15 protein-coding genes are annotated in these 17,439 nt (G+C 71.9%); 9 read left to right on the top strand and 6 right to left on the bottom strand.

What is annotated here, in order from left to right; all coding sequences use genetic code 11:
* The first annotated feature begins 157 nt into the window (after window positions 1–157).
* Both AB0I11_RS27625 and AB0I11_RS27630 read left to right on the top strand, forming a co-directional pair.
* Window positions 158–1,285 (top strand): sigma-E factor regulatory protein RseB domain-containing protein, encoded by a 1,128-nt coding sequence (locus AB0I11_RS27625; RefSeq protein WP_357326681.1) that lies wholly within the window; start codon window positions 158–160, stop codon window positions 1,283–1,285.
* A gap of 194 nt (window positions 1,286–1,479) precedes the next feature.
* Window positions 1,480–3,786, top strand: a complete 2,307-nt coding sequence (locus AB0I11_RS27630) for an AAA family ATPase (RefSeq protein WP_357326684.1) — start codon at window positions 1,480–1,482, stop codon at window positions 3,784–3,786.
* 106 nt (window positions 3,787–3,892) lie between these two features.
* Here AB0I11_RS27630 and AB0I11_RS27635 read toward each other — a convergent pair whose 3' ends face one another.
* On the bottom strand, window positions 3,893–4,315 hold the full coding sequence (locus AB0I11_RS27635) for a hypothetical protein (RefSeq protein ID WP_357326686.1): 423 nt from the start codon (window positions 4,313–4,315) through the stop codon (window positions 3,893–3,895).
* Between the two features lie 315 nt (window positions 4,316–4,630).
* On the opposite strand from AB0I11_RS27635, the gene AB0I11_RS27640 reads away from it, so the two are divergent.
* Window positions 4,631–5,008 (top strand): hypothetical protein, encoded by a 378-nt coding sequence (locus AB0I11_RS27640; protein ID WP_046565523.1) that lies wholly within the window; start codon window positions 4,631–4,633, stop codon window positions 5,006–5,008.
* 63 nt (window positions 5,009–5,071) lie between these two features.
* Here the strand turns inward: AB0I11_RS27640 and AB0I11_RS27645 are convergent, their stop codons facing one another.
* From AB0I11_RS27645 to AB0I11_RS27655, 3 genes are all read right to left on the bottom strand, one after another.
* Window positions 5,072–6,025, bottom strand: coding sequence for a sporulation protein (locus AB0I11_RS27645; RefSeq protein WP_357326690.1), 954 nt, complete (start codon window positions 6,023–6,025; stop codon window positions 5,072–5,074).
* A 117-nt stretch (window positions 6,026–6,142) separates the two neighbouring features.
* Entirely contained in the window at window positions 6,143–6,679 is a 537-nt protein-coding gene (locus AB0I11_RS27650; protein WP_357326693.1) for a GNAT family N-acetyltransferase, read from the bottom strand.
* Between the two features lie 9 nt (window positions 6,680–6,688).
* Window positions 6,689–7,906, bottom strand: a complete 1,218-nt coding sequence (locus tag AB0I11_RS27655) for a helix-turn-helix domain-containing protein (protein WP_357326696.1) — start codon at window positions 7,904–7,906, stop codon at window positions 6,689–6,691.
* A 273-nt stretch (window positions 7,907–8,179) separates the two neighbouring features.
* Between AB0I11_RS27655 and AB0I11_RS27660 the strand changes: the two genes are divergently transcribed.
* Both AB0I11_RS27660 and AB0I11_RS27665 read left to right on the top strand, forming a co-directional pair.
* Window positions 8,180–8,434, top strand: a complete 255-nt coding sequence (locus AB0I11_RS27660) for a DivIVA domain-containing protein (protein ID WP_357326699.1) — start codon at window positions 8,180–8,182, stop codon at window positions 8,432–8,434.
* Window positions 8,431–8,781 carry a hypothetical protein gene (locus tag AB0I11_RS27665; protein ID WP_357326702.1) on the top strand — a complete coding sequence of 117 codons (351 nt, stop codon included), beginning with the start codon at window positions 8,431–8,433 and terminating at the stop codon, window positions 8,779–8,781. Before AB0I11_RS27660 ends, AB0I11_RS27665 begins: the two co-directional genes overlap by 4 nt.
* A 31-nt stretch (window positions 8,782–8,812) precedes the next feature.
* Here the strand turns inward: AB0I11_RS27665 and AB0I11_RS27670 are convergent, their stop codons facing one another.
* Entirely contained in the window at window positions 8,813–9,589 is a 777-nt protein-coding gene (locus tag AB0I11_RS27670) for a DeoR/GlpR family DNA-binding transcription regulator (RefSeq protein WP_357326705.1), read from the bottom strand.
* A 27-nt stretch (window positions 9,590–9,616) separates the two neighbouring features.
* A complete protein-coding gene (locus AB0I11_RS27675) occupies window positions 9,617–11,683 on the bottom strand; it encodes a beta-galactosidase (protein WP_357326709.1) in 2,067 nt (688 codons plus the stop codon).
* 280 nt (window positions 11,684–11,963) lie between these two features.
* Between AB0I11_RS27675 and AB0I11_RS27680 the strand changes: the two genes are divergently transcribed.
* Genes AB0I11_RS27680 through AB0I11_RS27695 form a run of 4 tightly spaced genes read left to right on the top strand, consistent with a single transcriptional unit; the run spans window position 11,964 to window position 17,418 of the window.
* On the top strand, window positions 11,964–13,295 hold the full coding sequence (locus AB0I11_RS27680; protein WP_357326712.1) for an ABC transporter substrate-binding protein: 1,332 nt from the start codon (window positions 11,964–11,966) through the stop codon (window positions 13,293–13,295).
* A gap of 24 nt (window positions 13,296–13,319) precedes the next feature.
* Window positions 13,320–14,276, top strand: a complete 957-nt coding sequence (locus tag AB0I11_RS27685) for a sugar ABC transporter permease (protein WP_357326715.1) — start codon at window positions 13,320–13,322, stop codon at window positions 14,274–14,276.
* Complete coding sequence (locus AB0I11_RS27690) at window positions 14,273–15,181, top strand: carbohydrate ABC transporter permease (RefSeq protein WP_357326718.1); 909 nt, start codon at window positions 14,273–14,275, stop codon at window positions 15,179–15,181. The genes AB0I11_RS27685 and AB0I11_RS27690 overlap by 4 nt, the downstream gene beginning before the upstream one ends.
* Window positions 15,178–17,418: an alpha-galactosidase gene (locus AB0I11_RS27695; protein WP_357326721.1), complete on the top strand. Its 2,241-nt coding sequence runs from the start codon at window positions 15,178–15,180 to the stop codon at window positions 17,416–17,418. Before AB0I11_RS27690 ends, AB0I11_RS27695 begins: the two co-directional genes overlap by 4 nt.
* Window positions 17,419–17,439 lie beyond the last annotated feature (21 nt).

Below are 17,439 nucleotides of genomic sequence, written 5' to 3' on the forward strand. Positions count from 1 at the left end.
CTCTGCCCAACGTCATCCCAGCAAACTACTATAAATAGATGCAGAACGATGACCGCCACGCCGATGGCAGCCATCGTTTAACACCAGTCACCTAGGGATTCTCCTCAGCGGCCTCACAGCGACCGGGGCGCAGCATTACGGTCAGGAGGTGCACAACATGCCCGTACTGAAGAACCGCGCTGTGCTGCGCTGGCTGGTCCCGGTGACCGCGGGGGTCGTCGTGGTCGGCGGCGGCGCCCTGGTCGGCACGTTCGCCGCCGGGGCCGACCCGGCCCTGCCGCCGCGGACCGCCGCCCAGCTCCTGGACGACCTGCGTACGTCCCGCCTCGATGGGCTCTCCGGCACGGTGGTCCAGCGCGCCGACCTGGGCCTGCCGCCGCTGGCCGAGCTGGCCGGGGCGGCCGGCGGAAACGAACTGACCAGCCTGCTCACCGGCACCCACACCCTGCGGGTCTGGTACGCCGGCCCGCAGCGTCAGCGGCTGGCCCTGCTCGACACGCTCGGCGAACGCGACGTGCTGCGCGACGGCCGCGACCTGTGGACCTGGAGCAGCCGGACCAACACCGCGTCGCACCGGACGCTGCCGGCCGACGGGGCGGAGCGGCCGTCCGCGCCGGCCACCCCGGCCGACGCCGCGGACCGCGCCCTGGCGGCCATCGACCCGAGCACCGCGGTCACCGTCGGCCGCTCGTCGACGGTGGCCGGGCGCAGCGTGTACGAACTGGTGCTCACCCCGCGCGACAAGGACTCCCTGGTACACCAGGTGCGGATCGCGCTGGACGCCAAGGAGCACGTGCCGCTGCGCTTCGAGCTGCTCGCCGACGGCGTGCAGGAGCCGGCCGTCGAGGTCGCCTTCACCCAGGTCGACTTCCGTACTCCGGACGCGGACCAGTTCCGGTTCAACCCGCCGCCGGGGGTGCGCGTCACCGAGGACCGGGGCGACGGGCACGGGCCGGCCGGCATGCACCGGCCGGGCGGCGACCTCGGCAAGACCGGGCCGGGCGGGAACGCGCCGGAGGTGCGTACCGTCGGCACCGGTTGGACCACGGTGCTGGTGGCGAAGCTCGACGCGGCCGGCAACACCCCCGGCGGCACGGCGCCGGCCGGCGCGGCCGGGGCGGACATGCTGGGCAAGGTGCTCGGCGGCCTGCCGAAGGTCAGCGGGGACTGGGGCAGCGGGCGGCTGCTCACCGGGAAGCTGTTCAGCGTGCTGCTCACCGACGACGGCCGGGTGCTCGCCGGCCTGGTCCGCCCGGAGCGGCTCTACGCGGCGGCCAAGGTCTGAGCGAAGCGGGGCCCGTCGGGGGCCCGGTCGGCGCGAGCCGGCCGGGCCCCCGTCTGCGTCCGCGGCGCGGCGGTGTGCCGTCGGGTCGGCGGGTCGGGCAGGCTTGGTCCGGCGGTGGGCCGCGCGGTATCTTGTGCAGTTCAAACACAAAAAGGAATGACCCGAAAGGCCATTCCTCTGCTGGACTATAGCGAATGGGAGCCGGTTTGTCAACGCACTCCGACGTACCGGGTGGGCTGGACCAGGACGACGAGATCGGCCGCGAGCAGGAGTACGTCTCGATGCTCTACGGCCGGCTGGACGGCATGCGCGAGCAGGCCGCCCGGCGGCTCACCGAGGAGCTGCGCAACACCGGCGGCACGCAGCAGGCCCGCTCCCAGCGGGACTCCGCCGTCGGGATGTACGCCGAGCAGGTCGACCGCTACTCCGCCGTGGAGAGCGGGCTCTGCTTCGGCCGCCTCGACGGCGACGACGGTTCCCGCCGCTACATCGGCCGGATCGGGATCTTCGACACCTCCGGCGACTACGACCCGCTGCTGATGGACTGGCGGGCCCCGGCCGCGCGGGCGTTCTACCTGGCCACCGCCGCCAGCCCGCAGGGCGTACGCCGGCGCCGGCACCTGCGCACCCGGGACCGGAAGGTCACCGGCCTCAACGACGAGGTGCTGGACATCACGGCCGCCTCCCCCACCGCCCATGAGGAGCTGACCGGCGAGGCGTCCCTGCTCGCGGCGCTGAACGCGGGGCGTACCGGCCGGATGCGCGACATCGTGGAGACCATCCAGGCCGAACAGGACCGGATCATCCGGGCCGACCTGCCGGGAGTGCTGGTGGTGCAGGGCGGTCCCGGCACCGGCAAGACCGCGGTGGCGCTGCACCGGGCCGCGTACCTGCTCTACACCCACCGGGAGCAGCTCGCCAGCCGGGGCGTGCTGCTGGTCGGCCCGAACGCCACCTTCCTGCGCTACATCTCCCAGGTGCTGCCGGCCCTGGCCGAGACCGGTGTGCTGCTGCGGACCCAGGCCGACCTGTTCCCCGGGGTCAGCGCGCGGCGCACCGAACCGGCCCGGACCGCCGCGCTCAAGGGGCGGGCCGTGATGGTCGAGGTGCTGGCCAACGCCGTCCTGGACCGGCAGCGGGTGCCCGACGAGCCGCTGGAGATCGAGCTGCCGCAACGGGAGATCCTCACCCTCGACCCGGCGGTGGTCCGGCAGGCCCGGGAGCAGGCCCGGCGCTCGCAGCGGCCGCACAACCTGGCCCGCGCGCTGTTCGATGTGGAGATCGTGCACGCGCTCGCCGCCCAGGTTGCCGAGCGGATCGGCGCCGACCCGCTGGGCGGGGAGAACCTGCTCGCCGAGGCCGACGTCGCCGAGATCCGCCGGGAGCTGCGCGAGGAGCCCGAGGTCCAGGCCACCCTGGACGAGCTCTGGCCGGTGCTCACCCCGCAGCGCCTGCTCGCCGACCTGTACGCCGACCCGGAGCGGATCGCCGCCGCCGCGCCCATGCTCACCGAGGCGGAACGCGGGCTGCTGCACCGGACGCCCGGCGGGTGGACCCCGGCCGACGTACCGTTGCTGGACGAGGCGGCCGAGCTGCTCGGCGAGGACGAACGCGCCGCGGTGGCCCGCCGGGAGCGGCTGCGCGCCCTGGAACGCGAGTACGCCGAGGGCGTGCTGGAGATCTGGCGCGGCTCCCGCTCGATCGACGTGGAGGACGAGGCGGACGGCGGCGAGATCCTCGGCGTGACCGACCTGATCGACGCCGACCGGCTGTCGGAGCGGCAGGAGGACGCCGAGCGGCTGACCACCGCACAGCGGGCCGCCGCCGACCGGAGCTGGGCGTTCGGGCACGTGATCATCGATGAGGCGCAGGAGATGTCGCCGATGGCGTGGCGGCTGCTGATGCGGCGCTGCCCGAGCCGGTCGATGACGATCGTCGGGGACGTGGCGCAGACCGGGGCGCTCTCCGGCACGCCGTCCTGGGCCGAGGCGCTGCGGCCGTACGTGGCGGACCGGTGGCGGCTGGAGGAGCTGACCGTCAGCTACCGCACCCCGGCGGAGATCATGGCGGTCGCCGCCGACGTGCTGACCGCGATCGACCCGGCGTTGCGCCCACCCCGCTCGGTACGCGCCGCCGGCGTGCCGCCCTGGGACCGTACCGTCGAGGCGGGCCGGCTGGCGGCGGAGCTGGTGGCGGCGACGGCGCGGGAGGTGGCCGCGCTGACCGACGGGCGGCTCGGGGTGATCGTCCCGACCGGCCGGATCGAGGAGTTGGGCGTGGCGGTGGTCACCGCGCTGCCCGAGGTCGCCGTCGGTGAGCAGCCGGAGCTGGCGAACCGGGTGGTGCTGCTCACCACCGAGCAGGCCAAGGGCCTGGAGTTCGACACGGTGCTGGTGGTGGATCCGGAGCGGATCGTGGCCGAATCGCCGCGCGGGCACAGCGACCTCTACGTGGCGCTCACCCGCGCCACCCAGCGCCTGGGCATCCTGCGCACCACCTGACCCAGGGTCCACGACCCGCGGCCGGTCGGCGTGCGGCCGGGCCGGCAGTGCCGACACGGCCGGCAGGGGACGGCTTCCGCCCCCTGCCGGCCGCGGTACCGGCTGCTCAGCCGGGGTTGGCGCCCTCGTCGGTGAAGTTGCCGACCTGGGCGCCGGCCGACGAGGCGTCGCTGGTCGAGCCGCCGGCCGGGGTGCTCAGGCCGCCGGTGGTGGCATCCCCGGTGGTGGTCGGGGCCACCTTGCCGGGATGCCGTTCCGGTTGGCGGGCCACCCGGCGCACGCTGGCCGGTCCGGCCGTCCCGGTGGTGGTGGTCACCGCGCCCTGACCGCCGGTCGGCCCACCGTCGCGGAGCATGGTGGGGTCCACCGGGGCGTGCGCCGGGTCGTCCGAATCGTTCTCCTGGAGCACCCGGGTCTCGTCGGTCTGCGGCACCGTGACCTCGTCGAGCGCGCCCTCGCCGTACACGCCGCCGGCGATCCGCTCCTCGGCCCGCCGCGCGGCCTGCTGCCGCATGTCGTCCTCACGCACGTCAACCACCTCGCAGAACTCTCGGGGATCCGCCTTGCGTGCCCGACGGCCGCCGGCTGAAACCGGCCGGCCGCCGCGTCGCGTGGTCTGTCCCTGCGCGGCCCGGCTGTCCGGATCGGCGGTCCGCCACCGCACCGGTCGGCGGTCGGATCCGGGCGTGCGTCGGTTATCCGGCGGGGTCGGTGTTACCCCGGCGGGGGGCCGGGTAGACGGGGGGTGCCCCCGCCACAGAGCGTGAACCGCGCCGTGGCCGACACGCGGCAGCGGGGCGGGCGGTGTGCAGAGAACGACTCATCAAATCCTGAGGAGGACCAGATGAGCACGCAGGCTGCATCCACCAGGTCGATGAACCGGCCCACGCAGGACATGTCCAACCGGACCGCGATGCAGGAGACGCCGACCCGCCCGATGCCGATGTACGACGGGCACCGGGAGCAGGCGATGCAGGCGCCCGGCACGGAGACCAAGCCGTCGTTCGCGACGACCGAGTTCTGGATCTACCTCGCGGCCGTCGCGGGGGTGCTGGTGGCGTCCTTCCTGGTCGGTAAGAACTCGGTCGGGGTGGACATCTTCCGCGCCCCGCAGGCCTGGTTCTTCATCACGCTGCTGACCATCGGTTACCTGGGTAGCCGGGGTCTGGCCAAGGCCGGCAGCAACTTCCGCAGCGGTGACGAGCGGAAGGCCCGGCACTGACCGGAGTCACGCTTGACCCGACGGTGCCCCCGGGAGCCATCCCGGGGGCACCGTCATGTGCCGTCACTCGCCGCCGAAGTCACCGAAGTCGCCGAAGTCGCCCTCGAAGGCGTCCTCGATCAGCTCGCCGGCGACCAGGCCGCCGGCCACACCCAGCGCGGCGCCGGCCACCATGCCGCCCATCCCCGGGCCCCGCCGACCGTGCCCGTGGTGGGTGCCGTAGCCGGGCGCCCGCAGGCTGCCGTAGCGGGCCGTGGTCTCCCGCAGCCAGCCGTCCACCACCTGCACCCAGTCGGTCCGCTCGGCGTCGGTGTGCGCGACGGCGTACCGGCCGACGACGTCGTGCCCGGCGCTGAGGAAGCCGCCCCGCTTGTCGCACTCCAGCACCACCTCGACGCCCCGCTGGCCGGTGACGAAGGTCAGCTCGACCTCGCTGACGGTCTGGGCGTACTGCGGCGCCGCGAAGAACTCGATCTCCTGGTAGAACGGCAGCGTCTGCTGCACCCCGTGGATGCGGCCGCGCTCCAGGTCGGCGTGCTTGAAGCGGAATCCCAGCGCCTGGAACGCGTCGAGGATCCGCTCGTGGATCGGCAACGGGTGCACCGCCACGTGGTCCAGGTCGGTCTTGTCCACCGCGCGGGCCACCGCCAGCTCGGTCCGCAGCCCCATCGTCATGCCGTGCAGCCGCTGGCCGTACACGTCGGTCACCGGGGTCTCCCACGGCACCGGGAGCTGGAACGGGATGGCGAGCTGCTGCTTCGGAGCAAGCTCGAACGCCCCGCTGACCGGCATCCGGTGGAATTCCATGATGCCGGCGTACTCGCTGTCGCCGCCCTCGATCTCCACCCGGGTGACCAGGCTGACGGTCACCTGCTCGATGCTGGCCGGTGCGTCGCCGCCGACGAGGTTGACGTGCCCGTCGAGGGTCAGGCCGGGCCGGGTGTTCGGGTTGGTCAGCACCGTGTCCACGCTCGGGCCGCCCACGCCGAACGCGCTCAGCATCTTCTTGAAGACCATCGCCACTCCCGCTTCCACCGTTCGGCACGCTCCAGCACGGAGCGTGCCGTGCCACCCAGGGCACCCTAACCTGGACGGCTGTGAAGTGCCTGAAAGGCGCGGCTGAGATCGCCGAGCTCAGGTAGTGGAGTCGTGGTGCAGAGGTAGGACGAGCAGATCCATCGGCGGCCCCCAAGGCAACACCGACTTGCCAACCTGACGCCATCCGTTGCGTGCGTATATTTTTCGCGCCTGAGAGCGGGGGTCGGAGGCGAGGGTGGCGTACCGCTCCTTCCGGTCGGCGAGCAGCCGGCGCAATAGTTCAGCGCCGATGCCATGGCGCTGCCGGCGCGGGTGGACGATCCACTCCATGACTGCGAACTTCTCGGCGTCCCGCAACTCGCCAGGCGGCTCGCCATCGGCGCGCTGCCACCAGGTGCCGGACGGCATCGTCCATCCATAGGCTGCGCCCATCAAGGAGCCGCGTTCAGCGGCGGCGACCAGGGTGAAGCCCAAACGTTCCGCCTCGCCAGGTAGGGCCTCACGGAAGCGAGCCACCTGCTCTGGACCTTCCCTGTAGGGCGGCTCAGCGTAGACGATCTTGTACAGGTCAGCCAGCGGGACAAAAAAGCCTGACACTTCGTTGCTCTTGCTGGTGATGTACTCGATGGCCATGCCGCGAGCCTAAACTCGCACCCGCTCGACCAATTCGCCGTACACCGGCCGGGCCCGCTCGCCGTTGGGAACAACGGCGAGAACCTGCCGGGCCACGCTACGCACCAGTTCGTTGTGCTGGTCGCGAGGTAGCCGGTCGAGCAGGTCCGTCGCAAGGCGCAGTCCGTCGGGGATATGCCCACCACGAATGAGGCTCGCAGCCTGGTGCAACTGCACCTGCGTACGCAGTCGCTGCTGCGAGGCGGGATACAGCGCCAGCGCCCGCTCCTGTGCGACGCTTGCGGCGTCACTCAGGCCGGCGTGGGTGTATACCCACGACTCCGTATGCCGCAGCCGGTGTTCCGGCCAGCCCCACAGAGATTCAACGTCCTCCACCACCTCGGCGGGCAACGTCTCCACGTGGCGGGCCAAGTGGCGGACCGTGTCCACGGCTTCTCCGTGCTTGCCAGCGAGCGACAGAGCCTGCGCCCGGCCGGCCAGCAGCCCACACCCGGCAGCCGACGCTGGTCCGTCGAGCAACGGCAGCACCTGATCGGACAGTGCCACGACGGCGACTGGCGAACGGCCGTCATAGCAACCGTTCACCACATCCCATGCCCGGGTGAGCACCCGAGTTTCGGCGTCGTCGGACTCGTCCGCCACCCGCTGCGCCGTCCGCCACCAACGACGGGCAATCGCCGCCTGTCCGGAGGCGACAAGGCCGAGCGCGATGATGACCGACAGGCGCCCGGCTACCCGCAGCAGGATCGGTCGCCGGTTGCCGTTCTCAGCGGCGAGTTGGTGTTGCAACACCGTCAGATCCCGCCCGAGTTGGACCATCAATTGGTCGTGGGGCTGGAGGTAATAGCCACGCCCGTAGTCGTCGACGATCGCCGCCCACTCATCCCACTCGACGTCAACGGCCGCCCCAAGCCCATGGCGCACTGCCTCCCACCCCACCAACCGGTCCGCCGCCGGAACAGCGGCGAGAATTCCCAGGGCTTGGAGGACCGAACGTCTACGCATGTCGGCGTCGCCTGCCTGTCTACTCGCGTACGCGGTCTCCAGTGCACCACCGGCCGCCAGCTTGCGGTCGTACGCGGCGACCACCTCGGCGGTCGACGGGCGCTCGCCTCGCTCGATCTGCCCGAGGTAGCCGAAGTCGTAGGCGATTTGCTCGGCGAACTTGCGCAGCGACCAGCCTGCGGCCTTGCGGTGCTGCCTGAGTGTCGATCCGAAATCGTCCATAACGCTCCCCAGCGTGTCGGCTTCCGTGTGGGCCCACACGCTCACGACTGCCGTAAACCGAACGTAGTGGGCACGCTACTCCCGTTGACCGGCTTGTGATGGCTGGCGCGAAGAGGCCCCGTCGCGACCCCGTCCTGTCCGGCATCAGCACCAACCACCGGCAGCCCGGTGGCCGTACCGCCGATTGAGGCTGCGGTCGCCGGGCGGGCGGTCCTGCCCGGAATTCCCCTCCGGGCAGGACCGCCCCTCCAACCTGAGGAAGGGAGCCGCCCGATGAACCGAGGCACCGTCTACGGCAGTCCACCGCCCCGGCTGCAGCCACGAAACGTCCGCGACCGCCAGTTCTCCACCGTGGGGTTCGGTCGGCGCGGCCTGGACCCACAGGAGGTGCGGCACTTCCTGCACCGGGTCGCCCTGGAACTGGCCATCCTGCAAAAGGATGCGGCCCGCCTCAACGAGGAGAACATCCGGATCAAGCGGGCCTTGCGCGACTGGCAGAGCGCTCAGGCCCAGGCGCGCCAGTCGTGAACACGCCCGCCGGAGGAGCACAGCCGCCACCCGGCGGGCCAGTCTTCGCGCCCCTGCCCGGGGCCGCGGTCGACGCTTTCACCAGGACGGACGCCACCCCGCCGCGCTACGTGATCCACCTGCCGGTGCTGGCCGGCGGCCTCGACTCGGCGCTCGGCCTGGCCCGCACGCTCGCCCGGTCGCTGGCCGCCAGGCCGGAGGTCGACGCCGCCGGCACCACCGTCTCCGAGGAGGACACCCAACACGTACGGCACTGGGTGTTCTGCGACTGGATCCTGCCGGACCGCCGCCGGTGCCCCCTGGCGGCCGGCCACAGCGGCCCGTGCGCGCCCGACGATCCGCCATAGGTGCGGCCCCCAGCGACGATCACCCGGCCATTCAATCGACGTCGACGACGATCAGCTCGCCGACCTGCTCACCGAGCTGGCGGCGCGCGTCGGCCGGCAGGCCGGCGTCGGTGATCAGCACGTCCGCCTCCGCCAGCGGGCCGATGGTGGCGATGCCGATGGTCTCCCACTTGGTGTGGTCGGCGAGCACCACGAGCCGCCGGGCCGCGCCGATCAGCCGCCGGTTGACCGCCGCCTCCAGCAGGTTCGGGGTGGTGAAGCCGGTACGCGGGCTCATCCCGTGCACGCCGAGGAAGAGCAGGTCGACGTTGAGCGCGGCGATGGCCGCCTCGGCCACCGGTCCGGTCAGCGCGTCCGACGGCGTACGGATGCCGCCGGTGAGCACGACGGTCTGGTCCGGGCGGGGGTTCTGGTAGAGCACGTCGGCCACCGGGATCGAGTTGGTGACCACGGTGAGGCCGCGGACGTCGGCGAGCCGGGCGGCCAGGGTCGCCGTGGTGGTGCCGGCCGAGAGCGCGATCGCCATGCCCGGTTCGACCAGGCCGGCCGCCCGCTCGGCGATGGCCCGCTTCTCAGCCTGCTGCCGGATCGACTTGGCCGCGAAGCCCGGCTCGTCGGCCGAGCCGGGCCCGGCCAGGGTCGCCCCGCCGTGGACCTTGTCGATCAGGCCGCGATCGGCGAGTACCTCCAGGTCCCGCCGGATCGTCATGTCCGACACCCCGAAGCGGCTCACCAGGTGGCTGACCCGGACGCCACCGCGCTGGCGGATCAGCTCCAGGATGGCGCTCTGCCGTTGCTGGGCGAGCATGGACCCTCCTTCCGGCGGCACGGATGGTCAGGCCGCCTCGGTCGTCCGGGCCGCCGCCGGGGTGCCGGCGTCCGGCCCGGTCGGCTGTGCCCGGTCACCGGCGGCGCCGAACGTCTCGCGCACCACGGCCACCTCCCCCGCCGGCACGACCAGCTCACCGTCGCACCAGCCACCGGCCAGCAGCTCGGCGCCGGTCACCGGCAGCCGGGCCGCGTCGTCGGTGTGGTTGATGACGAACAGCCAGCTCCGGTCGGCCGAGCGACGGCGCACCACCTCCACCCCGGCGGGCGCGGCCGCCGCCGGGCGCACGCCGGCCTCGGCGAGCAGCCGGGCGACCAGCCGGTCGGTGGCCGCGTCGTCGAGCCGGGTGGCCAGGTACCAGGCGGCACCGGCGCCGACCGGTCGGCGGGTCAGCGCGGGCACCCCGGGCAGCGGCCCGTCGGCGTACGAGGCGAGCACCTCCGCGCCCTCGGCGTGCAGCCACTCGGTCCACACGTCGGCGGTGGAGCCGTCGTCGAGACGGACCGACTCGCCCGCGCGCAGCGGGAAGAACTCCTCGGTACGCACCCCGAGCAGGTCGCGGAACGCGCCGGGGTAGCCGCCGAGTCGGATGTGGTCGTGCTCGTCGACGATGCCGCTGAAGTAGCTGACCAGGGCGGTGCCGCCCGCCTCGACGTACCGGCGCAGCGCGTCGGCGTCGGCGTCGCGTACCAGGTAGAGGGTGGGCGCCAGGACCAGCCGGTAGTGGGACAGGTCGGCGGACGGGTGCACCACGTCGGCGGTCACCCCGGCCCGCCAGAGCGCGCCGTGCAGGGCCGAGAGCCGGTCGGTGTACGTGACGTCGACGCTCGGGTGGGAGTCGAGTTCGGCGCCCCACCACGCCTCGTAGTCGAAGAGGATGGCCACCTCGGCGTCGACTCGGCTGCCGCGTACCTCGGCGAGGGCCGCGAGGTCGGCGCCGAGCCGGCAGACCTCCCGGAACACCTTGGTCTCCGGGCCGGCGTGCGGCACCAGCGCGGAGTGGAACTTCTCCGCCCCGGCGCGGGAGGCCCGCCACTGGAAGAAGAGCACCCCGTCGGCGCCGCGGGCCACGTGCGCCAGGCTGTTGCGGCGCAGCTGACCGGGCGCCTTGGCGACGTTGCGGGGCTGCCAGTTGACCGCGCTGGTGGAGTGTTCCATGAGCAGCCACGGCGCGCCGCCGGCGACACCGCGGGTGTGGTCGGCGGCGAGCGCCAGGTCGACCTGGGGTTGCGGGTCGGCGGCGGTGAGGTAGTGGTCGTTGGCGACCAGGTCCACGTCGGACGCCCAGGAGTGGTAGTCCAGGTACTTGATCCCGGTGCCGATCATGAAGTTCGTGGTGACCGGCTGCGGGGCGAGCCGGGTCAGCAGCTCCCGCTCGGCGCGCAGCTGGGCGCGCTGCTCGTCGGAGGAGAAGCGCAGGAAGTCCAGCTGCTGGGTGGGGTTGGCGAAGGTCGGCGCGGCGCGCGGCGGGTTGATCTCGTCCCAGTCGTGGTAGCGCTGGCTCCAGAACGCGGTCCCCCAGGCGGCGTTGAGCGCGTCCAGGTCGCCGTAGCGCTCGCGCAGCCAGCGGCGGAACGCCGCCGCGCTGACGTCGCAGTAGCAGTGCACGTTGTGGCAGCCCAGCTCGTTGGAGACGTGCCACATCAGCACCGCCGGATGGTGGGCGTACCGGCCGGCGACGGCCTCCACGAGGGCCAGTGAGCGCTCGCGGAACACCGGCGAGCTGGGGCAGTACGCCTGCCGACCGCCCGGCCAGAGGACGGTGCCGTCGGCCCGGCGGGGCAGCGTCTCCGGGTGCCGGTGGGCCAGCCAGGGCGGCGGGCTGGCGGTGGCGGTGGCCAGGTCGACGCCGATCCCGCCGTCGTGCAGCAGGTCGATCACCCGGTCGAGCCAGCCGAACTCGTAGCGGCCGGGCGCCGGCTCGAGCAGGGCCCAGGAGAAGATCCCGACCGAGACCAGGTTGACCCCGGCGCGGCGCATCAGGTCGACGTCCTCGGCCCAGGTCTGCTCGGGCCACTGTTCCGGGTTGTAGTCCGCGCCGTACCAGATGCGCTCGCCCTGCCAGTTCCGCATGACAGCAGAGGGTGCCCCCGAACGACACGTGAGTCAACACTTTCCAACATCGACAGGAATTCTAACGTTTACCGATCCCGCGCCGTGTAACCACGGGGATATGGCTGTCCATCCGGCCTCTTGACAGTGCGGAACCAAGGGGTAGCTTCAAGCGCCACCGGCTGTTTGTGTTCGGACATGTGGATTCACGGTGGATCTACCGCTGCCGACGCGAACACCGATCCCCGCCACCCATCAACGGCCCTTGGGCGCAGCGCACCTCTTCCACGCAGGAGGCACAATGTCCCGTCCTCGTACCGAAGCCGAGTACCTCGCCCGGCTCGTACCCCCGTCCGTCGCCGGCCTGAACCGCCGCTCGCTGCTCGCCGGCGCGGCCGGCGCGGGCGCGCTGCTCGGCACGGGCCTGCTCGCCGGCTGCGGCGACTCCGACTCCGACTCCGGCGCCGACTCGAAGGTCGTCTCGGTCGGCTCGAACCAGTCGGACCCCAAGCCGAAGGACGTCACCGCCAAGGTGATGGACGGCTTCAAGACGTCGTCGGGCGTCACGGTCAACATCAACACCGTCGACCACAACACGTTCCAGGAGAACATCAACAACTACCTGCAGGGCAAGCCGGACGACGTGTTCACCTGGTTCGCCGGCTACCGGATGCGGTTCTTCGCCGGCAAGGGTCTGGCCGGTGACGTCAGCGACGTCTGGAGCAAGCTCTCCGGCTACTCCGACGCGTTCAAGAAGGCGTCGACCGGCGACGACGGCAAGCAGTACTTCGTGCCCGCGTCGTACTACCCGTGGGCGGTCTTCTACCGCAAGTCGGTCTGGCAGCAGCACGGCTACCAGGTGCCGAAGACGCTGGACGACCTGAACACCCTCGGCACCCAGATGAAGAAGGACGGCCTGATCCCGATCGCCTTCGGCGACAAGGACGGCTGGCCGGCGATGGGCACCTTCGACATCCTCAACCTGCGGATCAACGGCTACCAGTTCCACATCGACCTGATGGCCGGCAAGGAGGCGTGGACCTCCGACAAGGTCAAGAAGGTCTTCGACACCTGGGCCGGGCTGCTCCCCCTGCACCAGCCGGACGCCCTGGGCCGGACCTGGCAGGAGGCCGCCCAGTCGTTGCAGCAGAAGAAGAGCGGCATGTACCTGCTCGGGCTCTTCGTCGGCCAGCAGTTCAACAACGACGAGCAGGACGACCTGGACTTCTTCACCTTCCCCGAGGTCGACTCGACGATCGGGGCCAAGGCCCTCGACGCGCCGATCGACGGCTACATGATGGCCCGCAAGCCGAAGTCCGAGGCCAACGCCAAGAAGTTGCTGGAATACCTGGGCTCGAAGGACGCCGCGAACATCACGGTGAAGAACGACCCGAGCACCCTGGTCGCCAACACCAGCGCGGACACCAGCGGCTACACGGCGCTGCAGAAGAAGGCCGCCGAACTGGTCGGCTCGGCCACCGAGATCGCCCAGTTCCTCGACCGGGACACCCGGCCGGACTTCGCCTCGACCGTGATGATCCCGGCCATCCAGCAGTTCATCAAGGACCCGAAGGACATCAGCGGGCTGCTCACCAGCATCGAGAACCAGAAGAAGTCGATCTTCACCAGCTGACGGCGGAAGGGGGAGGACACCACCATGTCCGACCTGCCCCTGATCCAAGCGGATCGCGCCGTGCCGCCGCCGGCCGCGACCACCACCACGCGTGGTCGCGGCCGCCGGCTACGGCTCCTGTCCCGCACCGACCGCGTGGTGATCACGCTGATGGTGCTGGTACCCCTGCTGCTCGTGGTCGGCCTGGTCTGGCTGCCCGCGGCGGCGACCGTGCTGCTCTCCGGCACCGACTGGGACGGCATCGGCTCGCTCGGCGAGATCGACTGGGTCGGCCTGCGCAACTACGACGACGTGGTGAACATCTACCCGCCGTTCGTGCCGGCCGTGCAGAACAACCTGCTCTGGCTGGCCGCGCTCTTCGTGGTGGCCACCCCGTTCGGCATGTTCCTCGCCGTGCTGCTCGACAAGGAGCTGCGTGGCAGCCGGTTCTACCAGACCGCGCTCTACCTGCCGGTGGTGCTCTCGCTCGCGCTGATCGGCTTCGTCTGGCAGCTCATCTACAGCCGCGACCAGGGCCTGCTCAACGCGGTGCTGGGCGGCCAGACCGACTGGTACGGCGACCCGCACGTCAACATCTGGGCGGTGCTCGTCGCCGCCGGCTGGCGACACGTCGGCTACATCATGCTGCTCTACCTGGCCGGCCTGAAGGGCGTCGACCCGTCGCTGCGGGAGGCCGCCGCGGTGGACGGCTCCTCGGAGGCCAGCACCTTCTTCCGGGTGGTCTTCCCGGTGATGCGCCCGATCAACATCATCGTGCTGGTGGTGACGGTGATCGAGTCGTTGCGCGCGTTCGACCTGGTCTGGGTGGTCAACAAGGGCCGCAACGGGCTGGAACTACTCTCCGCGCTGGTCACCCAGAACGTGGTGGGCGAGGCCAGCCGGATCGGCTTCGGGTCGGCCCTGGCGACGATCATGCTGGTCGTCTCCCTGGTCTTCATCACCCTCTACCTGTTCACCGTGATGCGGGAGGACCGGCGATGAGCAGCGCGACCCTGACCCGAGAGGCACCGGAGGCCCCGACCGGCCGCCGCCGGCCGCTGCGGCCCGCCCGGGTGGTCCTGCACCTCTTCCTGGGTACGGTGGCCGTCGGCTGGCTCTTCCCGATCCTCTGGGCGGTGCTGACCTCGCTGCGGTCCTACGAGTACACGGCCAGCAACGGGTACGTCTCGCTCGGCGGCTGGACCTTCGACAACTACCTGACCGCCTGGCGGACCGCCGAGTTCGGCAAGCACTTCCTCAACTCGGTCTACATCACCGTCCCGGCGGTGCTGCTGACGCTCTTCCTCGCCTCCTGCGTGGCGTTCGTGATCGCCCGGTTCAGCTGGAAGCTCAACATCGTGCTGCTCGGCCTCTTCACCGCGGCGAACCTGCTGCCGCAGCAGGCCCTGCTGATCCCGCTGTTCCGGATGTTCACCGAGATCCCGCTGCCGGCCTGGATGAGCGACTCGGAGCTGCTCTACGACAGCTACTGGGGACTGATCCTGGTCAACGTGGCGTTCCAGTGCGGCTTCTGCGTCTTCGTGCTCAGCAACTACATGAAGGCGCTGCCGCACGAGCTGTACGAGGCGGCGATGGTCGACGGGGCGAGCGTCTGGCGGCAGTACTGGCAGGTCACCATGCCGCTGTGCCGGCCGGCCCTGGCCGCGCTCGCCACGCTGGAGGTGACCTGGATCTACAACGAGTTCTTCTGGGCCACCGTGCTGATGCGTACCGGCGACAAGTTCCCGGTGACCAGCTCGCTGAACAACCTGCGCGGTGAGTTCTTCACCGACAACAACCTGGTCTCGGCCGGCTCGGTGCTGGTCGCCATTCCCACCCTGGTGATCTTCTTCCTGCTGCAGAAGCAGTTCGTCCGGGGCCTGACGCTGGGAGCCTCCAAGGGATGAGCATCGTCCACCTGCGCCGCGCCCGGACCAGCCTGGTGCTCGACGCCCGAGGCCCGGGCCTGCCCCGGGTCGTGCACTGGGGCGCCGACCTCGGTCCGCTGTCCGGCGACGACCTGGCCGCGCTCGTCGCCGCCACCGTGCCGCCGGTGGTGCCGAGCAGCTTCGACGCGCCCACCGTGCTGTCGCTGCTGCCGGAGGCGAGCGCCGGGTGGAGCGGCCGGCCCGGACTCGCCGGCCACCGCGCCGGCCGGGACTGGTCCACCGCCTTCCGCCTGGTCGACGTCGACGTCCGCGACGAGACGCCCCCGCCGGGGGACCCCGCGCACCGGCCCGACCCGAGCCGCGTGGCCGCGGGCGGGGAGGCGGTGCGCGTACCCGATGCCGAGCGGGACCACGGTGGGGCCGGTGCCGCGCGGGTGACCGTGCGGGCATCGGACCCGGGCGCGGGGTTGACCCTGACCGTCGAGATCACCCTGGACCCGGCGGGGTTGCTGACCCTGCGGCACCGGGTGCGCAACGACGGCGACGGCGGCTACGAGGTGCGGGAACTGACCCCGGTGCTGCCGGTGCCGGCGGTCGCCACCGAACTGCTCGACCTGACCGGGCGGTGGTGCCGGGAACGCGCGCCGCAGCGGCACCCCTGGCCGATGGGCGCCTGGGTGCGCGAGGGCCGGCACGGCCGGACCGGGCACGACGCCACGCTGCTGCTGGTCGCCGGGACACCGGGCTTCGGCTTCGGGCACGGCGAGGTCTGGGCGGTGCACACCGCGTGGAGCGGCGACCACGTCACCGTCGCCGAGCGCCGCCCGACCGGCGAGGCGACCCTGGGCGGCGGTGAGCTGCTCGCCCCGAGCGAGATCCTGCTCGGCCCCGGCGAGGAGTACGCCACTCCCCTGCTCTACGCGGTGCACTCCACCGTGGGGCTGGACGGGCTCAGCGACGTGCTGCACACCCACCTGCGGGCCCGCCCGCAGCACCCGCGCAGCCCTCGGCCGGTGACCTTGAACGTCTGGGAGGCGGTCTACTTCGACCACGACCTGGACCGGCTCAAGGGGCTCGCGGACCGGGCCGCCGAGGTGGGCGTGGAACGGTTCGTGCTCGACGACGGCTGGTTCCGGGGCCGCCGGCACGACCAGACCGGGCTCGGCGACTGGTGGGTCGACGACGAGGTCTGGCCGGACGGGCTGCAACCGCTGATCGACCACGTCGGCAAGCACGGGATGCAGTTCGGGCTCTGGGTCGAGCCGGAGATGGTCAACCCCGACTCCGACCTGTTCCGGGCCCACCCGGACTGGGTGCTCCAGGCGCCCGGCCGGCTGCCCCCGGAGTGGCGGCACCAGCAGGTGCTGGACCTGGCCAACCCGGCCGCGTACGCCCACCTGCTCGGCCGGCTGGACGCGGTGCTGTCGGAGCACGACGGGATCGCGTACCTCAAGTGGGACCACAACCGGGACCTCACCGAGGCCGGGCACGGCGGCCGGCCCGGGGTGCACGCGCAGACGGTGGCCGTCTACCGGCTGCTGGACGAGTTGCGGGCCCGGCACCCGAGCGTGGAGATCGAGAGCTGCTCGTCCGGCGGGGCGCGGGTGGACCTGGAGATCCTGCGCCGCACCGAGCGGGTCTGGGCCAGCGACTGCAACGACGCCCTGGAACGGCTGTCGATCCAGCGCTGGACCGGGTTGCTGCTGGCGCCGGAGCTGATCGGCACCCACATCGGACCTGAGCGCTCGCACACCACCCAGCGGGTGCACGACCTCGGTTTCCGGGCGGTCACCGCGCTCTTCGGTCACCACGGCATCGAGTGGGACATCAGCCGGATCAGCGCCGCCGAGCGGATCGAGCTGGCCGCCTGGGTGGCGCTGCACAAACGGCTCCGTCCGCTGCTGCACGCCGGCCGGGTGGTCCGGATCGACCACCCGGACCCGGCCGTGCAGGCGCACGGCGTGGTCGCCCACGACCGTTCGCACGCCGTGTACGCGGTGTCCCGGCTGGCCACCTCGGTGGCCCAGGTGCCGGGCGCGGTCCGGCTGCCCGGGCTGGACCCGGCGCGGCGCTACCGGGTACGGCCGGCGGCCGGGGCGCCGGAGCCCGCGCTGCTGGAGCTGGCCCCGCCGGGCTGGCTGGCGGCGGCCGACGGGGTGATCCTCAACGGGTCGGTGCTCGGTTCGGTCGGGGTGCAGCTGCCCGCCCTCCACCCCGAGCAGGCGCTGCTGCTGGAGGCCACCGCGGTCGAGTGAGCGCCGTAGGCCGTTCGGCCG

It is taken from the genome of Micromonospora sp. NPDC050495 (genome assembly GCF_040655175.1).
Taxonomy (GTDB): Bacteria; Actinomycetota; Actinomycetes; order Mycobacteriales; family Micromonosporaceae; genus Micromonospora.